Raw genomic sequence first — 16,006 nt, forward strand, 5'->3', positions numbered from 1 at the left:
TCTCCCCTTGCCGGGGGCGCACCAAGCGCATAGATTTCGACGGTTCGATGTGATGGGCGAGTTCACCGATGATCCTCAAAGCGCGCGAGTCGGACCCGCGGTCCGTGGGCCACGGCTGGCTGGCATCGATCTCGCGGGTCCCGGGAGGCGGCATCGGGATCGCGCTGCTGCTTCGTGTGCTGCTGTTCAGCACCGTGGTCACGCTGGTCCTGACCATCCTGCAATTGTCCTTGAGCTACCGCAGCGAGCGGGCGCGCCTCGAGAGTCGGTTCGGCGAGATCGATCAGGCCTCCTCGCGCAGCCTGAGCGAAAGCCTGTGGGCGCTCGATTCGAAGCAACTCCAGGAGCAGCTCGACGGCATCTTGCGCCTACCCTCCATACGCGCCGTGGAGGTTCGGGAGGCGGCATCGTCTGCCCATGCCTTGAGGGTCTTTCGCGGCGAGCGACAGACCGCCAGCGTTGTCGTGAAGGACTTTCCGCTGACCTGCTGCGGCGAACGGCCGGAAGTCATCGGCGTGCTGCGCATCGAAGCGACGCTCAAGGACATCTACCGCGAGATCGCGGCACAGGCTGTCGTCATCCTCCTCAGCAACGCTGCCAAGACCTTCCTGGTCGCACTTTTCATCTTGTTCATCGTGCACCGCCTGGCGACGCGCCATCTGCAGGACATGGCCGTCTCGCTGGGCAGCGTCACCCCGGATGCAGAGGCCGCGCCGCTGCGATTGCGGCGTGCGCCGGGCCGGGGCGATGAACTCGACCAGCTGGTGGATGCCGTCAACGCGATGCGCGAGAGGCTGCGGCAGCATGCCATGGAGCTCGGGAACGCCAATGCGCGCATGGCGGCGATCCTGGACAACATCCCGGACCTCGCATGGGTCAAGGACGCGAGCGGCCGCATGGTCGCGGTCAACCGGGCTCTTGCCGCCAGCAAAGGCTTTGCCGAGCCGAGCCAAATGATCGGGAAGACCGATTTCGAGCTCCACCCCCCCGAGATCGCCCGGAGCTATGTGCTCGACGACGCCGAAGTGATGGCCTCGAACCGCGTCAAAAGGATCGAGGAGCAGCACATCAACGCCGACGGCAGCACGACCCTGGTCGAGACCATCAAGACCGCGCTGCACGGCGGCGACGGCCGCGTGGCCGGAACGGTCGGCATTGCTCGCGATATCACCGCGCGGCGGCAGGCCGAGGCGGACCGGATTGCGCGGCAGGCAGCCGAAGCAGCGAACCAGGCCAAGAGCGAGTTCCTGGCCAACATGAGCCACGAGATCCGCACGCCGATGAACGCCATTCTCGGCATGGCCTACCTGGCCCTGCAGAGTGGACTCAACCCGCAACAGCTCGACTACGTGCAGAAGATCCATGGCGCGGCCGAATCGCTGCTCAGGATCATCAACGACATCCTCGATCTCTCCAAGATCGAGGCCGGCAAGCTCGACATCGAGTCCATTGCCTTCGACCTCGGCGAGGTGATGGACGGGCTGGGCAATCTGGTGGGCCTGAACGTCGAGGCCAAGGGCCTCGAATTGCTGTTCGTCCTCCCGCCGGAGTTGCCGATGGCGCTGGTGGGCGATCCCTCGCGTCTGCGCCAGGTGCTGCTCAACCTGGGCTACAACGCCGTCAAGTTCACCGAGCGCGGGGAGGTTGTCATCGCGATCCAGATCGTCGAGCACGAGACCCGGTCCGTTCGCCTGCGATTCGAGGTGCGCGACACCGGCATCGGCATGGCGCCCGACGTGCAGCAGCGTCTGTTCCAGCCGTTCTCGCAGGGCGACGCCTCGACGAGCAGGCGCTACGGCGGCAGCGGGCTGGGGCTGTCGATCAGTCGCCACCTGGTGCGCATGATGGGTGGCGACATCGAGGTCGACAGCACGCCGCAGCTCGGCAGCCGATTCCACTTCACGCTGCGCTTCGACCTGCAGCCGGCGCCGGCAAGGCCGTCCTTGCTGCACCAGGAAGTCCTGCGCGGCCGCCGCGTGCTGGTCGTGGACGACAACACCTGCGCCCGCGCCGTGCTGGCCGACATGAGCACCGCACTCGGACTGCGGGCCGACACCGCGGCCGGCGGTGAGGACGCCCTTCGCATGATGGCGCTTGCCGATGCGGGCGACGAGGCCTACGACCTGGTGCTTCTGGACTGGAAGATGCCCGGAATGGGGGGCGTGGAGTGCGCGCGCCTGCTGAGCGCGCGCAAATCCCCGCGCCCGCGCACATCCACCGTGCTGATGGTGACCGCCTTCGGCCGCGACGAAGCGCAGGAACAGCTGAGGGAGCAAAACCTTGCCGTCGGCGCCCTGCTGATCAAGCCGGTCATGCCGGCAACGCTTTTCGACGCCTGCCACCAGGCACTCGGCCCGTCGTCTTCCCGCTCGCCCCGCACGTCCGGGATCGAGGAGGCCTTGCTGCGCCATCAAGCCCGCCTGCGCGGCGCGCGGATTCTCCTCGTGGAGGACAACCCCATCAACCGCGAGATCGCCTCGACCGTGCTACGTCGGGCCGGCATCCTCGTCAGCCTTGCCTGCGATGGCAGGGAGGCCCTGGACATGCTGGAGCGGGAGCGTTTCGACGGCGTCCTGATGGACTGCCACATGCCCGTCATGGACGGCTACGCCGCCACCCGTGCGCTGCGCGAGCGGCCGCAGTGGCGCGAGCTGCCGGTGATCGCGATGACCGCCAGTGCGCTGGTCGGCGATCGCAACAGGGTCCTGGCAGCGGGCATGAACGACCACATCGCCAAGCCGATCCGCGTCGACGCCTTGTTCGCGACGCTCGACCGCTGGGTTCGCCCGGCCGCGGTAGAGCCCGCGCCGGCGCCGAATCCCGCCTGCGTCGATTCGCGCAGCGATTCGCTGGAAGGCATGGCGGGCATCGACCACCGCGCGGGCCTCGACGCGATGGGCGACGAGGCCCTCTACCGTCGGCTGCTGCAGATGTTTCGCGATCGGGAAGCGGATTTCCCCGAGCGCTTCCGGGCCGCGCGCGCGACCGGCCAGAACGAGGCGGCGATGCGCATGGCGCACAACCTGAAGAGCGTCACCGGGGCCCTCGCCGTCAGCGCCGTTCACCCCGCAGCCGCGGAGCTCGAACTGGCCTGCACCGACGGCACCGGCGATGCCGGCGTCGAGACCCTGGTCCGGAACGTGGCTCAGCTGCTCGGCCCGGTCATTTCCGAGCTGCAGGCGCTCGGGCCAAGACAGCTGCCCTGAACCGGCACTGCCGGCCAGGCCCGACGAGGTGCTGCAGCGGCCGCGGCCGGGTACGGCTCGATGGACCGGCCCTCAGCGCCCCCGTCGGTGGTCGTACCAGAGCTCCGGCCGATTCGTCGGCGTCTCGGGCGTCAGCAAGGGGTTTCGCAGCTCGATGACCGTGCGCTTGTCCAGACGCGCCTGGCGCAGCCGTTCGCCGAAGTGCTCAAGGAAGAGCTTGTCGAACGAGCCGTCGGCAATCGCCTTCTCGAGGCCTTCGCGGATGTCTTGTGCCAGCCGGGTGTTCCTGCGGTTCACCATGAAGTAGGAGTCATAGACGTAGTGCAGCGCGAGATGGGGTTCCACTTCGAGCGAGTCGGCGTTGAGCGCCTGCTCGTCCCAGATTTCCATCACGCTGCGCGGAAAGTAGTCGAAGCGCTTGCCCTCGAGCATCTTGAACAGGACTTCGTACTTCGGGGCGGTGATCACGTCGATGCCGTTGGCCCGGAAAATACTCGTGTCGGGCCACTCGTGTCCCTGGGCGAGCCGCACGCTTTTCAGGTCGTCCAGCGTCCTGACGCCTGCGACCAGGTCCTTGTCGCCCTTGCGGACCAGGCCCAGGCGCCATCCGAGCACGCCCTTGTTCACGGGGATGCGAATCGGCAACAGGCGCGTCTCGCGCTCGGCGGAGCTGGGGATCGGGCCGACATCGATCGTGCGTCCTGCCTCGATTTCCAGCACCTGGCGCTCCTGGTTCATCGGGAACTCGGCCGTCTGGACCCGGTACTCGGTACCGGTCTTCGAGAGCGCGAGCTCGAGCAGCTGCAACGGATAGTCGAAGCGGCGATCGCCGTCGAATTCGGGCCTCGGGAAGCGGACGACCTCCACGCCGGCGGCGCTCAGGTGCCAGGCAAGCATCAGGCAGGCCAACAGACGAAACATCCTGGACATCATCTTCTCCTCGCCTGGCCGGCCCCCGGCGGGCCGACCGACGGTCTGCGGGCACCCGCTTGCGCACCGACGAATCGAATCAGCTTACATCCTCGGGTCGATCTCGTCACCGTCGTCGGGGCCTTCCAGCGCCTAAACCAAAGTCGTAGAGCGCCTGACAATCGTCCAATGGTCTTGCGTTCGCAATCGGCCTAGTCTTGCGTCAACGCTCAACGTGACCGGCAAGGACATCCAAGTGCGCACCAACCCCTCCGTGGCGATTGTGGACGACGATGAGTCGGTGCGAGACACGACCAAGGACCTGCTCGACTCCGCCGGCTTGTCCGCCGCCACCTACGACTCGGCCGAACGCTTCCTGCAGTCCCAGGATGTGCGCGCCATCCGATGCCTGGTCGCCGACATGCGCATGCCGGGGATGACCGGGCTCGAGTTGCACGGCCACCTGGCCGCCGCCGGCACCCCGATTCCCACCATCCTCATCACCGCGTACCCCGACGAACAGGTGCGCTCCCGGGCCTTGTCGATGGGCGTGATCTGCTTTCTCGCAAAACCCTTCAGCCCGGAAGACCTTCTGAGCTGCATCGAGACCGCCCTGCGCATCGATCATGCGTGAGCGCAGGACGTCGTTTCCCGGAACCGCTTCATCGAACTGAACCATGAGGAGATCGCCATGCCGACCGCTTCCCACTCATCCGCTGCACCGTCCGCCTTCGAGCTGCGCTTTCCCTCGCTCAGCGGCACGGGCTGCGCCCTGTCTTTTCCCTGTGACGCCAGTGGATCGGTGCACATGGACAGCCTGAGCGAGCGGGCGCTGAACAACTACCTGCTTGCACGCGCACTGATGGGCCGCGACTACGGGTGGCCCAGCGTGCTGGCCTCGCAGACCTGAAGCGAGGAGCAAAAGCCATGTGCGATGGATCGGAGGAAATCCCGGACGGCGGGGTGCCACTTGGATTGCTGCAGAACCTCCTTTATGAAAAGCGGGCGGGAATCGCCTGCGTCACAGTCAACCGTCCGGAGGCGATGAACGCACTGAGCCACACGGCGCTCGAGGAGCTGAGATCGGTGATGGAAGACGCGCAAGCGGACCCCGACATCCTGGGCGTGATCGTGACCGGCGCGGGCGATAAGGCCTTCGCCACCGGCGCCGATATCGGCGAGAACGGGTCGATCTCCGCCGTCGATGCGCAAGCCTTCACGCGCACCGGGCGGCGTGCGTTCGATCTGATCGAGCACCTCGGCAAGCCGGTGATCGCCGCCATGAACGGCTTCGCATCGGGCGAAGGGTGCGAACTGGCGATGGCGTGCACCTTGCGCCTTGCAACGGCGCGGGTGAGATTCGGCGGGCCGGAAGCGAAGGCCTTCGTTCGCGGCTTCGGCGGAACGCAGCGCCTCCTGCGTCTCGTCGGCAAGGGCCGTGCGCTGCAGCTCATCCTCACCGCGGACACGATCGACGCCACAGAGGCACACCGGAACGGCCTGGTCAACGAGATCGTCGATGCAGACCAGCTCATCCCCCGTGCGCAAACGATCCTCGGCCGGATGGCGCTGAATGCGCCGACCTTCATGCCGCCGCCGGCAGCGCTGTCGGCCGGCATGCAATCGTCGACGGCGAGCTGACCCGCGCGCCAGCTGCTGCTTTCGAGGAGGACGCGGCCGCCACGAATTCGGCCCCGCACACCGGGATGGCCGATGGATGCGGCGCAGGCCGAGGCCTTGTGTCTGTTTGAGACTACAGGTCGCAGGCGCCTGGCGACCCTATGGTGCGACGAACTTCACTGCGTTTCGTCCGCTCCCATGCTGATGTCTTCACGTCGAATCCTGTTGCGCAGCGCGGCCCGTCTCGCTGTCAGTGCCACGGGTGCCGCATCGTGGCTTGCCTATGCGGCCACGAAGCACGTCTCGAAGGAACCCTCCGGCGTATCGGGGCCCGCTGTGCTCGACAGGCTCAATGCAGCCGGGGAAACGCCGGTGCTCGCGCAAGGCTCGCGCGGGGCCGCGGTCATGCGAGCGCAAATCCTGCTCGATCGCGCCTGGTTCTCGCCCGGCGAGATCGACGGCGGATTCGGCGCCAACATGCGCCGCGTGGTGAAGGCCTACCAGAAGGCCAAGGGTCTTGCGCAGAGCGGCAAGGTCGATGCCGCGACGTGGACCGCGCTGAAGTCCGACACCGCGCCGCTGTTCGCCACCTATGCCATCACCGAGAAGGATGCGGCGGGTCCCTTTGCGGCTACGCCGAGGGAGATGGCCGATCGAGCCAGGATGAAGGCATCGAGCTACGAAAACCTGAAGGAAGCCCTTTCGGAAAAGCACCACATGTCTCCGAAGGCCCTTGCCGACCTGAATGTCGGTGCCAGATTCCAGGCTGGTGAGGAGATCGTGGTCGCCAATGTCACGAATCAGGCAGATCCCGGTGTCATCAAGGCCGCCGCCTCGATCGAGATCGACAAGAGCGAACGCATGCTGTTCGTGCTCGACGGGGCGGGCCAGCCGCTCGCCGGCTTTCCCATCAGCATCGGCGGGCCTCTCGACCCGCTGCCTTTGGGCAAGATGAAGATCGTCAACGAAGTGAAGGACCCCACCTTCACCTACGACCCGGCGATCCTGAAGAAGGTGCCGGCCGGCGCGGTGAAGGTCGATATCGCAGGGGGTCCGAACAACCCGATCGGCAACATGTGGATGGGCCTGTCGAAACCGCACTGGGGCATCCACGGCACGCCGGCGCCGGATCGCGTGGGGCATGAGGAGACCAACGGCTGCATCCACCTGACCAATTGGGACGCGGCACGCGTGTCGCAGTTGGCAAAGGCGGGCTTCGCGGTCGAGGTGAAGGCCTGAATCGGACTGCCGATGCACATGTCGCGACGGCAAATAGCGATGGCGATGGCTTGCCTCGTGGTGCCGGTCGGCACGACCGGCAATGCCGCGCCCGACGCGCCGCACTTGCGTCTCGCGGTGTTTCAGCCCGGCCCTGACAAGCAATGGTGGAAAGGCGAAGCGCTGAATCCGTGCAGCGCCTGGCGCGCAACCCGATCCGGCAGCGCATCGAGATGAAGCTCAAGCTCGTTGTGTGGACCTTCGTTCTGACGTGCGCGGCGGCTGTGACCGCGCTCAACTTCACGAGCGGCGAGAAGAAGCTCGAAGAGCAGGTCCGGCACGAATACGGGCTCCATGACGCCCAGTACCAGCGCGCCCTTGGCGTCCTTCTCGGCCCTCCCATCACCGAGGGCAACCGCCTCGAAGCGTTTCAGAACGGCGACCGGATCTTCCCGCCGATGCTCGCCGCCATTCGCGGCGCCCGGCATACGATCACCTTCGAGACCTATATCTATTGGTCCGGCGACATCGGCAAGGCCTTCGCCGACGCTTTGGCCGAGCGTGCGCGCGCAGGCGTCAAGGTCCATGTGCTGCTCGACTGGGTCGGGAGCTCGAAAGTCGACGAGGCCTTCGTGAAGGAGATGGAGGCTGCCGGCGTGCAGGTCCGAAAGTTCCACAAGCCGCGCTGGTACGACCTCTCGAAGATGAACAACCGCACCCATCGAAAGCTGCTGGTGGTCGATGGCCGCATCGGCTTCACCGGCGGGGTGGGCATCGCCCCGGCGTGGACGGGCGACGCGCAGGACGCGGAACACTGGCGCGACTCCCATTTCCGGGCCGAGGGCCCCGTGGTGGCGCAGATGCAAGCCGTGTTCATGGACAACTGGATCAAGGCGACCGGCGACGTGCTGCATGGCGAGCGCTACTTCCCGGCGCTGTCCGAGGTGGGCCGGCAGCGCGCCCAGGTGTTCAGCAGTTCGCCCTCCGGCGGCAGCGAGAGCATGCACCTCATGTACCTGCTGTCCATCGCCGCGGCCACGCGGTCGATCGACCTGTCGAGCGCCTATTTCGTGCCCGACGAGCTCACGGTGCGCACGCTGGTCGACGCCATGCGCCGCGGCGTGCGGCTGCGCATCATCACGCCGGGACCGATCATCGATTCGCAGACAGTGCGCAGCGCCTCCCGCGCGGGCTGGGGTCCGCTGCTCGAGGCCGGGGCCGAGATCAGCGAATACCAACCCACCATGTTCCATTGCAAGGTCTTCACGGTCGACGGATTGCTGGTGTCGGTCGGCTCCACCAACTTCGACAACCGCTCCTTCCGGCTGAACGACGAGGCCAACCTCAACATCTACGACGCGGAGTTCGCCGCCGCGCAGACGGCGCAATTCGAAGCGGACCTGAAGCAGTCCAGACGCGTCACGCTGCAAGCCTGGCGCGATCGGCCGTGGACGGAGAAGCTGCAGGAACATCTGGCCGCATTGCTGGCCTCGCAGCTCTAGCTGGACGTCAGGCTACTCGCGCGCCAGCCGCAGCAACTCTTCACCGATGACACGGCGCGCCTCGTGGGTCGATGCGCAATCGAACAGGGTCTGCAGGAGGTCGTCGCGTTCAAGGACCCACAGGCTTTCAATCAGGGACTGCTGCGCTGCCGAGAAGACTTTGCGCTGAACCCAGGACTCGAGCATCAGCGCCGCTTGCCCCGGGTCGTCCTGATGCAACTCGCCGAGCTGCAGAACGAGCTGCACCTGCGCAGCATCGAAGGACTGCGGAATCGCCGGATGGATCTTGAGCGGCTCCGCATCCCGGAAATCCGGCGCCCGTCCGCGGATACGAGCGGCGAGCCTCGACATGGCCTTTTGCATCGCGTTCCTTGCGTCTCTGGAAGATGAAACCGAAGAGCAACCATCATGCACCTGGCGCGAGAAGTCGAGCGACGAGGGCGTAATCTTTGTAACGAACGCCCCCATGCGCAAGGCGCATGGCCCGGCTGCCTGTCGCCGCGGCGCGTCAGGTGCGAGGAGAGGTCCGCAGCGAGCGGGCTTCCGCGAGGAACGCGTCCAGAAGCCGCTGCGCCGGCACCGTGAGCGGAGCATCGGCACGGTAGAGGACGTGGATCGTCGTATTGGGGAGCGGGTCCACGATCGGCAACCTGACGAGGTCCATGCCGGGACCGTAGCGGTCGAAGAAGCCCTTGGGCATGATGCCGATCACATCCAGCCTGGGCATCAGCGCCAGCAGGGTCGCAAAGGACTCGCACTCCAGGCGCACCTGCGGTGTGCGTGCATCTGCCGAGTCGAAATGGAGATTGCGCGGGTCGCCGGGCCCTCCGGCCGGTCCGGTGAGCACCCATCCCGCGTCGAGAAGGCCGGCCAGTCTCTTCGTGCGCGCCATCGGATGCCCGCGGCGTGCGACGAGCACCGCCTGGCTGTCGAACAGCGGCTGAATGACCAGGTCGCGCCCGACGCCTTCGGTGGGCAGGGGCCCCAGTGCCATGTCGAACTCGCCCGTGCGCACCTGCTCCAACGCACGGGGATAGAGCGAATCGCGCATGCGCAGGCTGACCAGTGGCCATCTCGCGCCGAAGCGCTCCACCGCGCCGGGGGCGAGCAGGATCGCCGCCACGGGCGAAAGGCCCACCGTCACCTGCGCCTCGGCGTGTCGAAGATGCCACGCGACCTCTTCGCGTGCGCGTTCGATTTCGCGAACCACGGTCGCGGCGCGCGCTGCGATCAGCTCGCCGGCCGGCGCCAGCCGCACGCCCTTGGGCATTCTCACCACGAGGGCCGTGCCGAACTCCTCTTCGAGCTGACGCAAGGCCTTGGTCAGCGCCGGCTGAGAGACGTTGAGGACCTGGGCCGACGCGCGCAGGCTGCCCGTCTTCGCGAGCGTCAGCAGCAGGTGAAGATGTTGAAGTCGCACGATGGCCGGGAGTATCGATTACCCATGGTAATCGACATGAAAACATGTGACGCGACAGCGTGGAATGCGCCCTCTAGCATTCCATGCATGACCACGTTGCGACAGGACACCGGCATGACCCGACGCGCCAAGAACATCCTCTTCATCATGTGCGACCAGCTTCGCGCGGACCACCTGTCATGCTTCGGCCATCCGTCGCTGAAGACGCCGAACCTCGATGCGCTGGCAGCCCGCGGGATGATCTTCGACCGCGCGTACGTGCAGTCGCCGGTGTGCGGGCCGTCGCGCATGAGCTATTACACCGGCCGCTACGTTCACTCGCACGGCGCGAGCTGGAACTTCGTGCCGCTCAAGGCCGGCGAGATGACGATCGGGGATCACCTTCGTCCCTTGGGTGTGCGCTCGGTGCTGGTCGGCAAGACCCACATGCGTGCCGATCTGGCAGGCATGTCGCGCCTCGGCATCGACCCGGCTTCGACGATCGGCGTGCGCATCGCCGAATGCGGCTTCGACCCTTACGAGCGTGACGATGGCATCCACCCGTACTCCGGCCACGACCCCGACCCCAGCTACAACGACTACTTGCGCAAGCACGGCCTGGGTGGCGACAACCCCTGGGAGAGCTGGGCCAATTCGACCGTCGATGACGACGGCCGGATTCGCTCGGGCTGGTTCCTGAAGTATTCGAACCGGGCGGCCCGCGTGCCCGACGAGCACTCCGAGACGCCCTACATCACCCGGCGTGCGATGGACTGCATTGCCGAGGCCGGCGAGCAGCCCTGGTGCCTGCACCTGTCGTACATCAAGCCGCACTGGCCGTATATCGTTCCCGAGCCCTACGCGAGCATGTACGAGCCCGAGGATGCCTTGCCGGTCGTGCGCTCGGAGATCGAACGCCGGGATCCGCACCCGGTGTATGGCGCGATGATGAAGCACCGCGTGTCCAGGACCTTCTCGAGAGAAGGCGTACGCGACGCCGTGATGCCGGGCTACATGGGACTCATCAAGCAGATCGACGACCAGCTGGGTCTGCTCTTCCGCTTCCTGGAAGAGCGCGGGCTGATGGACACGACCATGATCGTCTTCACCTCCGACCATGGCGACTACCTGGGCGACCACTGGATGGGCGAGAAGGACCTGTTTCACGAGCCCATCATTCGCGCTCCCCTCATCGTCTACGATCCCGACCCGCGCGCCGATGCGACCCGCGGAACGCGCTGCGACGCGCTGGTCGAGGCCGTCGACCTGGCGCCGACATTCCTCGACGCCTGCGGCGGCGTTGCGGTTCCTCACATCATGGATGGCCGCTCGCTGCGCCCGTTGTTGTTCGGCCACCGTCCGCCCGATTGGCGCGAGCACGTGGTCTGCGAGTACGACTACGCCTTCCAGGATTCGCGCATCGCACTCGGCACGCCGTCGCGCGACGCCTGGCTGCGGATGATCTCCGACGGCCGCTGGAAGTACGTGCTGGCGGAAGGCTACCGCCCGATGCTGTTCGACTTGGCGTCCGATCCCAACGAATTCGTCGACCTCGGCGCCGCGCCCGAACACGAAGCCGTGCGCCAGCGCCTGCACGAAGCACTGTTCCGCTGGGCGCGCCAGCCCCGCCAGCGCGTCACCATTCCCGACGGTGCCATCGAGACGATGGAGATCCAGCCCCGCATCTCCGAGGGCGGCATCCTCATCGGCTACTGGGACGAAGAAGACCTGGCCGAAGCACGCAAGAGCTTCAAGCCGCGCTTCGCATCGACCAACCCCCTGGTGAAGCCCACGCTCGATCGCCTCGCCCACCCCGAAAGAGTTCCCCATGAACATTGAAACCCCCGACATCACGCGCGCGCAGACCGGCATCGACGGCGTGTCGTGGAATATCCTCGGCCAGATCTATGTGCCCAAGCAGGTGAGCGACGACAGCTTTTCCTGGCATGCGACCTTCCCGGTGGAGACCTTCGTGCCGCCGCACGTGCACCCGTACCAGGACGAATACATCTTCGTACTCGACGGTCGCATCGACCTGCTGCTGGCGGGGAAGAAGACCTCGGCCGGCGCAGGCGACCTGGTCCGCATGCCGCGCGGCATTCCGCACGCCTTCTTCAACAACACGGGCGAGCCCGTCACGGCCCTCTTCTGGGCCACGCCGGCCGGCAAGCTGCAGGCGCTCTACCGGCGCATCCACAACATGTCCAGCCCCGCCGAAGTGGTGGCCGCGGCACGCGAGTACGACGTCATCTTTGCACCGCCCGTTTCATCGGCGGCATGAACACCGTGATTCAACGCAGACGCATCCTGGGAGCACTCGGCGCCACGGCGCTCGCCGCGGCCACGTTCCCGGCCCGGGGCCAGAGCTATCCGGCCAAGCCCATCAGGATCATCGTGCCTTTGCCGCCCGGCAGCCCGCCGGATGTGCTTGCCCGCGTGGTCGCCGAGCGTCTGCAGGAGGCATGGAAGCAGCCGGTCATCGTCGACAACCGGCCCGGCGCCACCGGGATGATCGGCATGGATGCGGTGGCCAAGGCGGCGCCCGACGGCTACACCGTGGGCATCATGTTCCTGACGCACACCGTGCTGCCGGCGCTGTTCGGCAAGGTGCCCTACGACACCGCCGACTTCGTGCCGATTGCCAACCTGGTGTGGCTCTACAACGTGCTGGTGGTGCCGCCTTCGGTGCCGGCCGGCAACGCGCGGGAACTGGTGGAACTTGCGCGTGCGCAGCCGGGAAAACTCACCTATGGCTCGGGCGGCAACGGCTCGCCGGCCCATCTGATCGGCGAGTCCTTCAGGCAACTGGCCAAGGTCGAGATGCTGCACGTGCCCTTCAAGGGACCGTCCGAAGCGGTTCAGGCACTGCTCGGCGGTTACGTCTCGGCCATGTTCGCGACCACCTCGGTGGCCGTCCCGCTGGTGAACGCCGGCAAGCTGCGCGCTCTGGCGGTGACCAGTCCGTCCCGCCTGCCCGCCCTGCCGAGCGTCCCCACCATGGCCGAAAGCGGGATCGCCGGCTTCGACCTGAAAGAATGGGAAGGCATCGTGGCGCCGGCCGGCACCCCGCGCGACATCGTCGCCAAGTGGAACGAGGAACTCTCAAGGATCATGCTGTCGCCCCGTGTTCGCGACAAGCTCTCGGAACTCGGCATGGAAGCGGCTGCCACGAACTCGCCGGATCACTTCGGCTTGCTGATGCGCAGCGAACTGCAACGCTGGACCCAGTTCGTGAAGACCACGGGCCTCAAGGCCGACTGACGGCGTGGACGACGCTCAGTTCCAGTACGTCGAGGGCCAGGCGCGCTCGGGCTTCGCCTCGCTCCTCGCCGAATACGAGGCAGAGTGCCTCGCGGCCACCGCCGCCGGGACCTGTGTGCTCGATGTGCGCTACGGGCCTTTGGAGCGCCAGACCTTCGACTTCTTCGCGACACGCCGGAAGCCGAGGGGCACGCTGGCCTACTTCCATGCGGGCTACTGGCAATCACGGGACAAGTCGACGTTCCGATTCATCGCACCGGCCTACACGGCTGCCGGCCTGAATGTCGCGTTGGTCAACTATCCGCTGTGCCCGACCGTGTCGCTCCCGGAACTGATCGAGGCCGCGAAAGCCTGCCTGCCTGCGATCAGGGCGCGGACGGCCATTGAAGATGCCCATCGTCTGCCATTGGTGCTGTCGGGACACTCCGCAGGTGCCCATATCGCGGCCGAGCTGGTCCTGTCCGATGCCCGGGACATCGCGGGCCTTGTCGCCATGAGCGGCATCTTCGACCTGGCACCTCTCGTGGGAACCTCGCTCAACCCAAAGCTGCAGCTCGATGCTGCAGGCGCAGCGGCCTGCTCCCCGATCCATCGCATGCGCGCGCCACTGCCACCTGCGCTGGTCGTCGTCGGCGACGAGGAAACGCCAGCTTTCATCGCGCAGAGCCGGCGCTTTCACGCTGCCTGGAACAAGGCGGGCAACAGGAGCTCCTTGCACATCGCGGCCAAGGCCGATCACTTCAGCCTGCTGCGACGATTTTCATCGCCCGGCAATCGCTTGTTCGATCAGGTCTGCACGTTCTTTTGAAGCCGGCAACATCGTCGAACGGGCGGGCCGTTCATCGCATCGCGGGCGGCCTGTGGGTCATCGTTGCTGCTCCAGTATCTTCTCGGCGAGCCGGATCACCGGCAGGTCGACCATTCGGCCGTCCAGGCTGAAAGGCTGGCCCTGGTGCTCGCGCGCCCCTTCGAGCACGCCCCGGGCCCATGCCAACTCGCTGGCCGAGGGCGAGAAGGTCTCGTTCACCGGACCGATCTGTGCCGGATGAATGCACAGCTTGCCGCCGAAACCGAAGGCGCGCGCGCGCTGCGCATCGGCCCACTGCCGTTCGCGATCGCCGGTATCGACGGTGACGCCGTCGACCGGCGCCGGCAGTTGCGCGCGCCGCGAGGCGGCAACCAGCGCGAAGCGCGCCGGCACGAGCTCGACCTCCTGCGGGCCGCTGCGCATCCCCAGATCCAATTGGAAGTCCAGATGACCGAAGGCGAGTCGCGCCACCTGCGGCGCGCGCGCCAGCAGGTCCACCGCGTCCAGGCCCGCGAGCGATTCGACCAGCGGCACCAGTTGCGCGCCGCCGCCCAGGGCGGCGCCCACCTCGCGCAACGTGTCGGCGTCCTCGGCCTTGGGCACCATCGCGCCGGCCAGCCCCTGCCCCATCCAGGCGGCCAGCAGCCGCAGGTCGTCGCGCTGCCAGGGCGTGCCGGCGGCATTGACCCGTACCAGCGTGCGTTGCAGTTGCTCGCGGGTGAAGCCGGGCAGGCTCTGGGCCAGTTGGTCGCGCGCCGCGGCCTTCCGGTCCGGCGCCACCGCGTCCTCCAGGTCGAGCACGATGCAGTCGCCGCCGGACTGCAAGGCTTTGGCGAAGCGCTCCGGCCGCGAGGCCGGGACGAAGAGGAAACTGCGCGCACGCGCAATCGAAGCCTCCATGTCAGATGGCGCCAGCCGTGCGCATCGAGGCGATCTGATCCTCGCTGCGCCCGAGCTCGCGCAAGATCGCCTCGCCGTGCTGCCCCACGGCCGGCACGGCATCCATGCGGTAGTCGAAGCTGCTGTTGACGCCCGGCGGCAGCAGCGCGGCGAGCTCGCCCGCCGGTGAGCCGATCGTGCGGAAGCGATCGCGCGCCTTCAGCTGCGGATGGTTCCACAGCTCGCCGACCGTGTTGACGTGGGCATTGGCGATCTGCGCCTCCTCGAGCCGGGCGATCACCTGCTCGGCACCGAGCTGGCCGAAGACCTCGAGGATGATCCGCTTGAGCTCGACGCGGTGCTCGCTGCGCTTCGGGTTCAGGTCGAAGCGCGGATCGGTGGCGAGCTCCGGCCGGAGCAGCACCTTGTCGCAGAAAGCTTTCCACTCGCGCTCGTTCTGCAGGCCCAGCATCACGGTCTTGCCGTCGCCCGCCTCGAACGGCCCATAGGGATAGATCGTGGCGTGCGATGCGCCCTCGCGGCGCGGCGCCGGCTGTCCCTCGTAGGCGTAGTACATCGGAAAGCCCATCCACTCGCCCAGCGCCTCCAGCATGGACACATCGATGCGCGAGCCGCGCCCGGTCTGTGCGCGCTGCAGCAGGGCGGCCAGGATGCTGGTGTAGGCATACATGCCCGCGGCGATGTCGGCGATGGAGTTGCCGGCCTTGCACGGCTCCTCCGGCGTGCCGGTGATGCTCAGGAAGCCGGCCTCGCTCTGCACCAGCAGGTCGTAGGCCTTCTTGTCGCGGTAGGGGCCGTCGTTGCCATAGCCCGAGATGTCGCAGACGATCAGCCCGGGGTGGCGCTCGCTCAACGCCTCGTAGCCCAGGCCCATTCGCGCGGCGGCGCCGGGCGCGAGGTTCTGCACCAGCACGTCGGCCTTGGCGATCAGGTCCTTGAGCGCCGCCAGCGCTTCGGGCTGCTTCAGGTCAAGTGCGAAGCTTTCCTTCGAGCGGTTGGTCCAGACGAAATGGGAGGCGAGGCCCTGCGTGCGGTGGTCGTAGTTGCGGGCGAAGTCGCCCGCGCCAGGGCGCTCCACCTTGATCACGCGCGCACCCAGATCGGCGAGCTGGCGCGTGCAGAAAGGGGCGGCGATCGCGTGCTCCAGCGACACGACCGTGATGCCATCCAGAGGTCTTGCCAT

15 protein-coding genes are annotated in these 16,006 nt (G+C 66.9%); 10 read left to right on the forward strand and 5 right to left on the reverse strand.

Translation table 11 applies throughout. The annotated features are described in order from the left end of the window. Positions 1-68 precede the first annotated feature (68 nt). Positions 69-3,206 (forward strand): hybrid sensor histidine kinase/response regulator, encoded by a 3,138-nt coding sequence (locus AC3A6Y_RS21810; protein WP_487870309.1) that lies wholly within the window; start codon positions 69-71, stop codon positions 3,204-3,206. Between the two features lie 72 nt (positions 3,207-3,278). Here the strand turns inward: AC3A6Y_RS21810 and AC3A6Y_RS21815 are convergent, their stop codons facing one another. Further along, positions 3,279-4,136 (reverse strand): substrate-binding periplasmic protein, encoded by an 858-nt coding sequence (locus AC3A6Y_RS21815; protein ID WP_487870310.1) that lies wholly within the window; start codon positions 4,134-4,136, stop codon positions 3,279-3,281. Positions 4,137-4,350: 214 nt separating this feature from the next. Here AC3A6Y_RS21815 and AC3A6Y_RS21820 point away from each other — a divergent pair, with 214 nt between their 5' ends. The 5 genes from AC3A6Y_RS21820 (at position 4,351) to AC3A6Y_RS21840 (ending at position 8,455) form a co-directional block, all read left to right on the forward strand. Continuing rightward, positions 4,351-4,749 carry a response regulator transcription factor gene (locus tag AC3A6Y_RS21820; RefSeq protein ID WP_487870311.1) on the forward strand — a complete coding sequence of 133 codons (399 nt, stop codon included), beginning with the start codon at positions 4,351-4,353 and terminating at the stop codon, positions 4,747-4,749. A gap of 57 nt (positions 4,750-4,806) precedes the next feature. Beyond that, complete coding sequence (locus AC3A6Y_RS21825) at positions 4,807-5,025, forward strand: hypothetical protein (protein WP_487870312.1); 219 nt, start codon at positions 4,807-4,809, stop codon at positions 5,023-5,025. A 65-nt stretch (positions 5,026-5,090) separates the two neighbouring features. Then, on the forward strand, positions 5,091-5,756 hold the full coding sequence (locus tag AC3A6Y_RS21830; protein WP_487870313.1) for an enoyl-CoA hydratase-related protein: 666 nt from the start codon (positions 5,091-5,093) through the stop codon (positions 5,754-5,756). Positions 5,757-5,828: 72 nt separating this feature from the next. Next, a complete protein-coding gene (locus tag AC3A6Y_RS21835) occupies positions 5,829-6,974 on the forward strand; it encodes a L,D-transpeptidase family protein (protein ID WP_487870314.1) in 1,146 nt (381 codons plus the stop codon). Between the two features lie 212 nt (positions 6,975-7,186). Continuing rightward, positions 7,187-8,455, forward strand: a complete 1,269-nt coding sequence (locus AC3A6Y_RS21840) for a phospholipase D-like domain-containing protein (RefSeq protein WP_487870516.1) — start codon at positions 7,187-7,189, stop codon at positions 8,453-8,455. 12 nt (positions 8,456-8,467) lie between these two features. Here the strand turns inward: AC3A6Y_RS21840 and AC3A6Y_RS21845 are convergent, their stop codons facing one another. Further along, positions 8,468-8,818 (reverse strand): hypothetical protein, encoded by a 351-nt coding sequence (locus AC3A6Y_RS21845; protein WP_487870315.1) that lies wholly within the window; start codon positions 8,816-8,818, stop codon positions 8,468-8,470. Positions 8,819-8,963: 145 nt separating this feature from the next. Continuing rightward, positions 8,964-9,875, reverse strand: a complete 912-nt coding sequence (locus tag AC3A6Y_RS21850; protein ID WP_487870316.1) for a LysR family transcriptional regulator — start codon at positions 9,873-9,875, stop codon at positions 8,964-8,966. An 87-nt stretch (positions 9,876-9,962) separates the two neighbouring features. Between AC3A6Y_RS21850 and AC3A6Y_RS21855 the strand changes: the two genes are divergently transcribed. The 4 genes from AC3A6Y_RS21855 to AC3A6Y_RS21870 are packed head-to-tail and all read left to right on the forward strand — an operon-like array spanning position 9,963 to position 13,923. After that, positions 9,963-11,693 carry an alkaline phosphatase family protein gene (locus AC3A6Y_RS21855; RefSeq protein WP_487870317.1) on the forward strand — a complete coding sequence of 577 codons (1,731 nt, stop codon included), beginning with the start codon at positions 9,963-9,965 and terminating at the stop codon, positions 11,691-11,693. Next, a complete protein-coding gene (locus AC3A6Y_RS21860; protein WP_487870318.1) occupies positions 11,683-12,135 on the forward strand; it encodes a cupin domain-containing protein in 453 nt (150 codons plus the stop codon). Before AC3A6Y_RS21855 ends, AC3A6Y_RS21860 begins: the two co-directional genes overlap by 11 nt. Continuing rightward, on the forward strand, positions 12,132-13,115 hold the full coding sequence (locus tag AC3A6Y_RS21865) for a Bug family tripartite tricarboxylate transporter substrate binding protein (RefSeq protein ID WP_487870319.1): 984 nt from the start codon (positions 12,132-12,134) through the stop codon (positions 13,113-13,115). Before AC3A6Y_RS21860 ends, AC3A6Y_RS21865 begins: the two co-directional genes overlap by 4 nt. 4 nt (positions 13,116-13,119) lie before the next feature. Then, a complete protein-coding gene (locus tag AC3A6Y_RS21870; RefSeq protein ID WP_487870320.1) occupies positions 13,120-13,923 on the forward strand; it encodes an alpha/beta hydrolase in 804 nt (267 codons plus the stop codon). A gap of 57 nt (positions 13,924-13,980) precedes the next feature. On the opposite strand, the gene AC3A6Y_RS21875 is transcribed toward AC3A6Y_RS21870, so the two are convergent. Then, entirely contained in the window at positions 13,981-14,823 is an 843-nt protein-coding gene (locus tag AC3A6Y_RS21875; RefSeq protein WP_487870321.1) for an HpcH/HpaI aldolase/citrate lyase family protein, read from the reverse strand. A 1-nt stretch (position 14,824) separates the two neighbouring features. After that, positions 14,825-16,006 (reverse strand): CaiB/BaiF CoA transferase family protein, encoded by a 1,182-nt coding sequence (locus AC3A6Y_RS21880; RefSeq protein ID WP_487870322.1) that lies wholly within the window; start codon positions 16,004-16,006, stop codon positions 14,825-14,827.

This window comes from Variovorax sp. Soil_C_17 (assembly GCF_057657265.1).

Bases quoted from the DNA above. Each gene is read 5' to 3' on its own strand.
- AC3A6Y_RS21845 (WP_487870315.1), bottom strand. From the start codon at position 8,818: ATGCAAAAGGCCATGTCGAGGCTCGCCGCTCGTATCCGCGGACGGGCG.
- AC3A6Y_RS21860 (WP_487870318.1), top strand. From the start codon at position 11,683: ATGAACATTGAAACCCCCGACATCACGCGCGCGCAGACCGGCATCGAC.
- AC3A6Y_RS21810 (WP_487870309.1), top strand. From the start codon at position 69: ATGATCCTCAAAGCGCGCGAGTCGGACCCGCGGTCCGTGGGCCACGGC.
- AC3A6Y_RS21825 (WP_487870312.1), top strand. From the start codon at position 4,807: ATGCCGACCGCTTCCCACTCATCCGCTGCACCGTCCGCCTTCGAGCTG.
- AC3A6Y_RS21880 (WP_487870322.1), bottom strand. From the start codon at position 16,006: ATGGCAAGACCTCTGGATGGCATCACGGTCGTGTCGCTGGAGCACGCG.
- AC3A6Y_RS21840 (WP_487870516.1), top strand. From the start codon at position 7,187: ATGAAGCTCAAGCTCGTTGTGTGGACCTTCGTTCTGACGTGCGCGGCG.
- AC3A6Y_RS21865 (WP_487870319.1), top strand. From the start codon at position 12,132: ATGAACACCGTGATTCAACGCAGACGCATCCTGGGAGCACTCGGCGCC.
- AC3A6Y_RS21835 (WP_487870314.1), top strand. From the start codon at position 5,829: ATGGATGCGGCGCAGGCCGAGGCCTTGTGTCTGTTTGAGACTACAGGT.
- AC3A6Y_RS21855 (WP_487870317.1), top strand. From the start codon at position 9,963: ATGACCACGTTGCGACAGGACACCGGCATGACCCGACGCGCCAAGAAC.
- AC3A6Y_RS21815 (WP_487870310.1), bottom strand. From the start codon at position 4,136: ATGTCCAGGATGTTTCGTCTGTTGGCCTGCCTGATGCTTGCCTGGCAC.
- AC3A6Y_RS21875 (WP_487870321.1), bottom strand. From the start codon at position 14,823: ATGGAGGCTTCGATTGCGCGTGCGCGCAGTTTCCTCTTCGTCCCGGCC.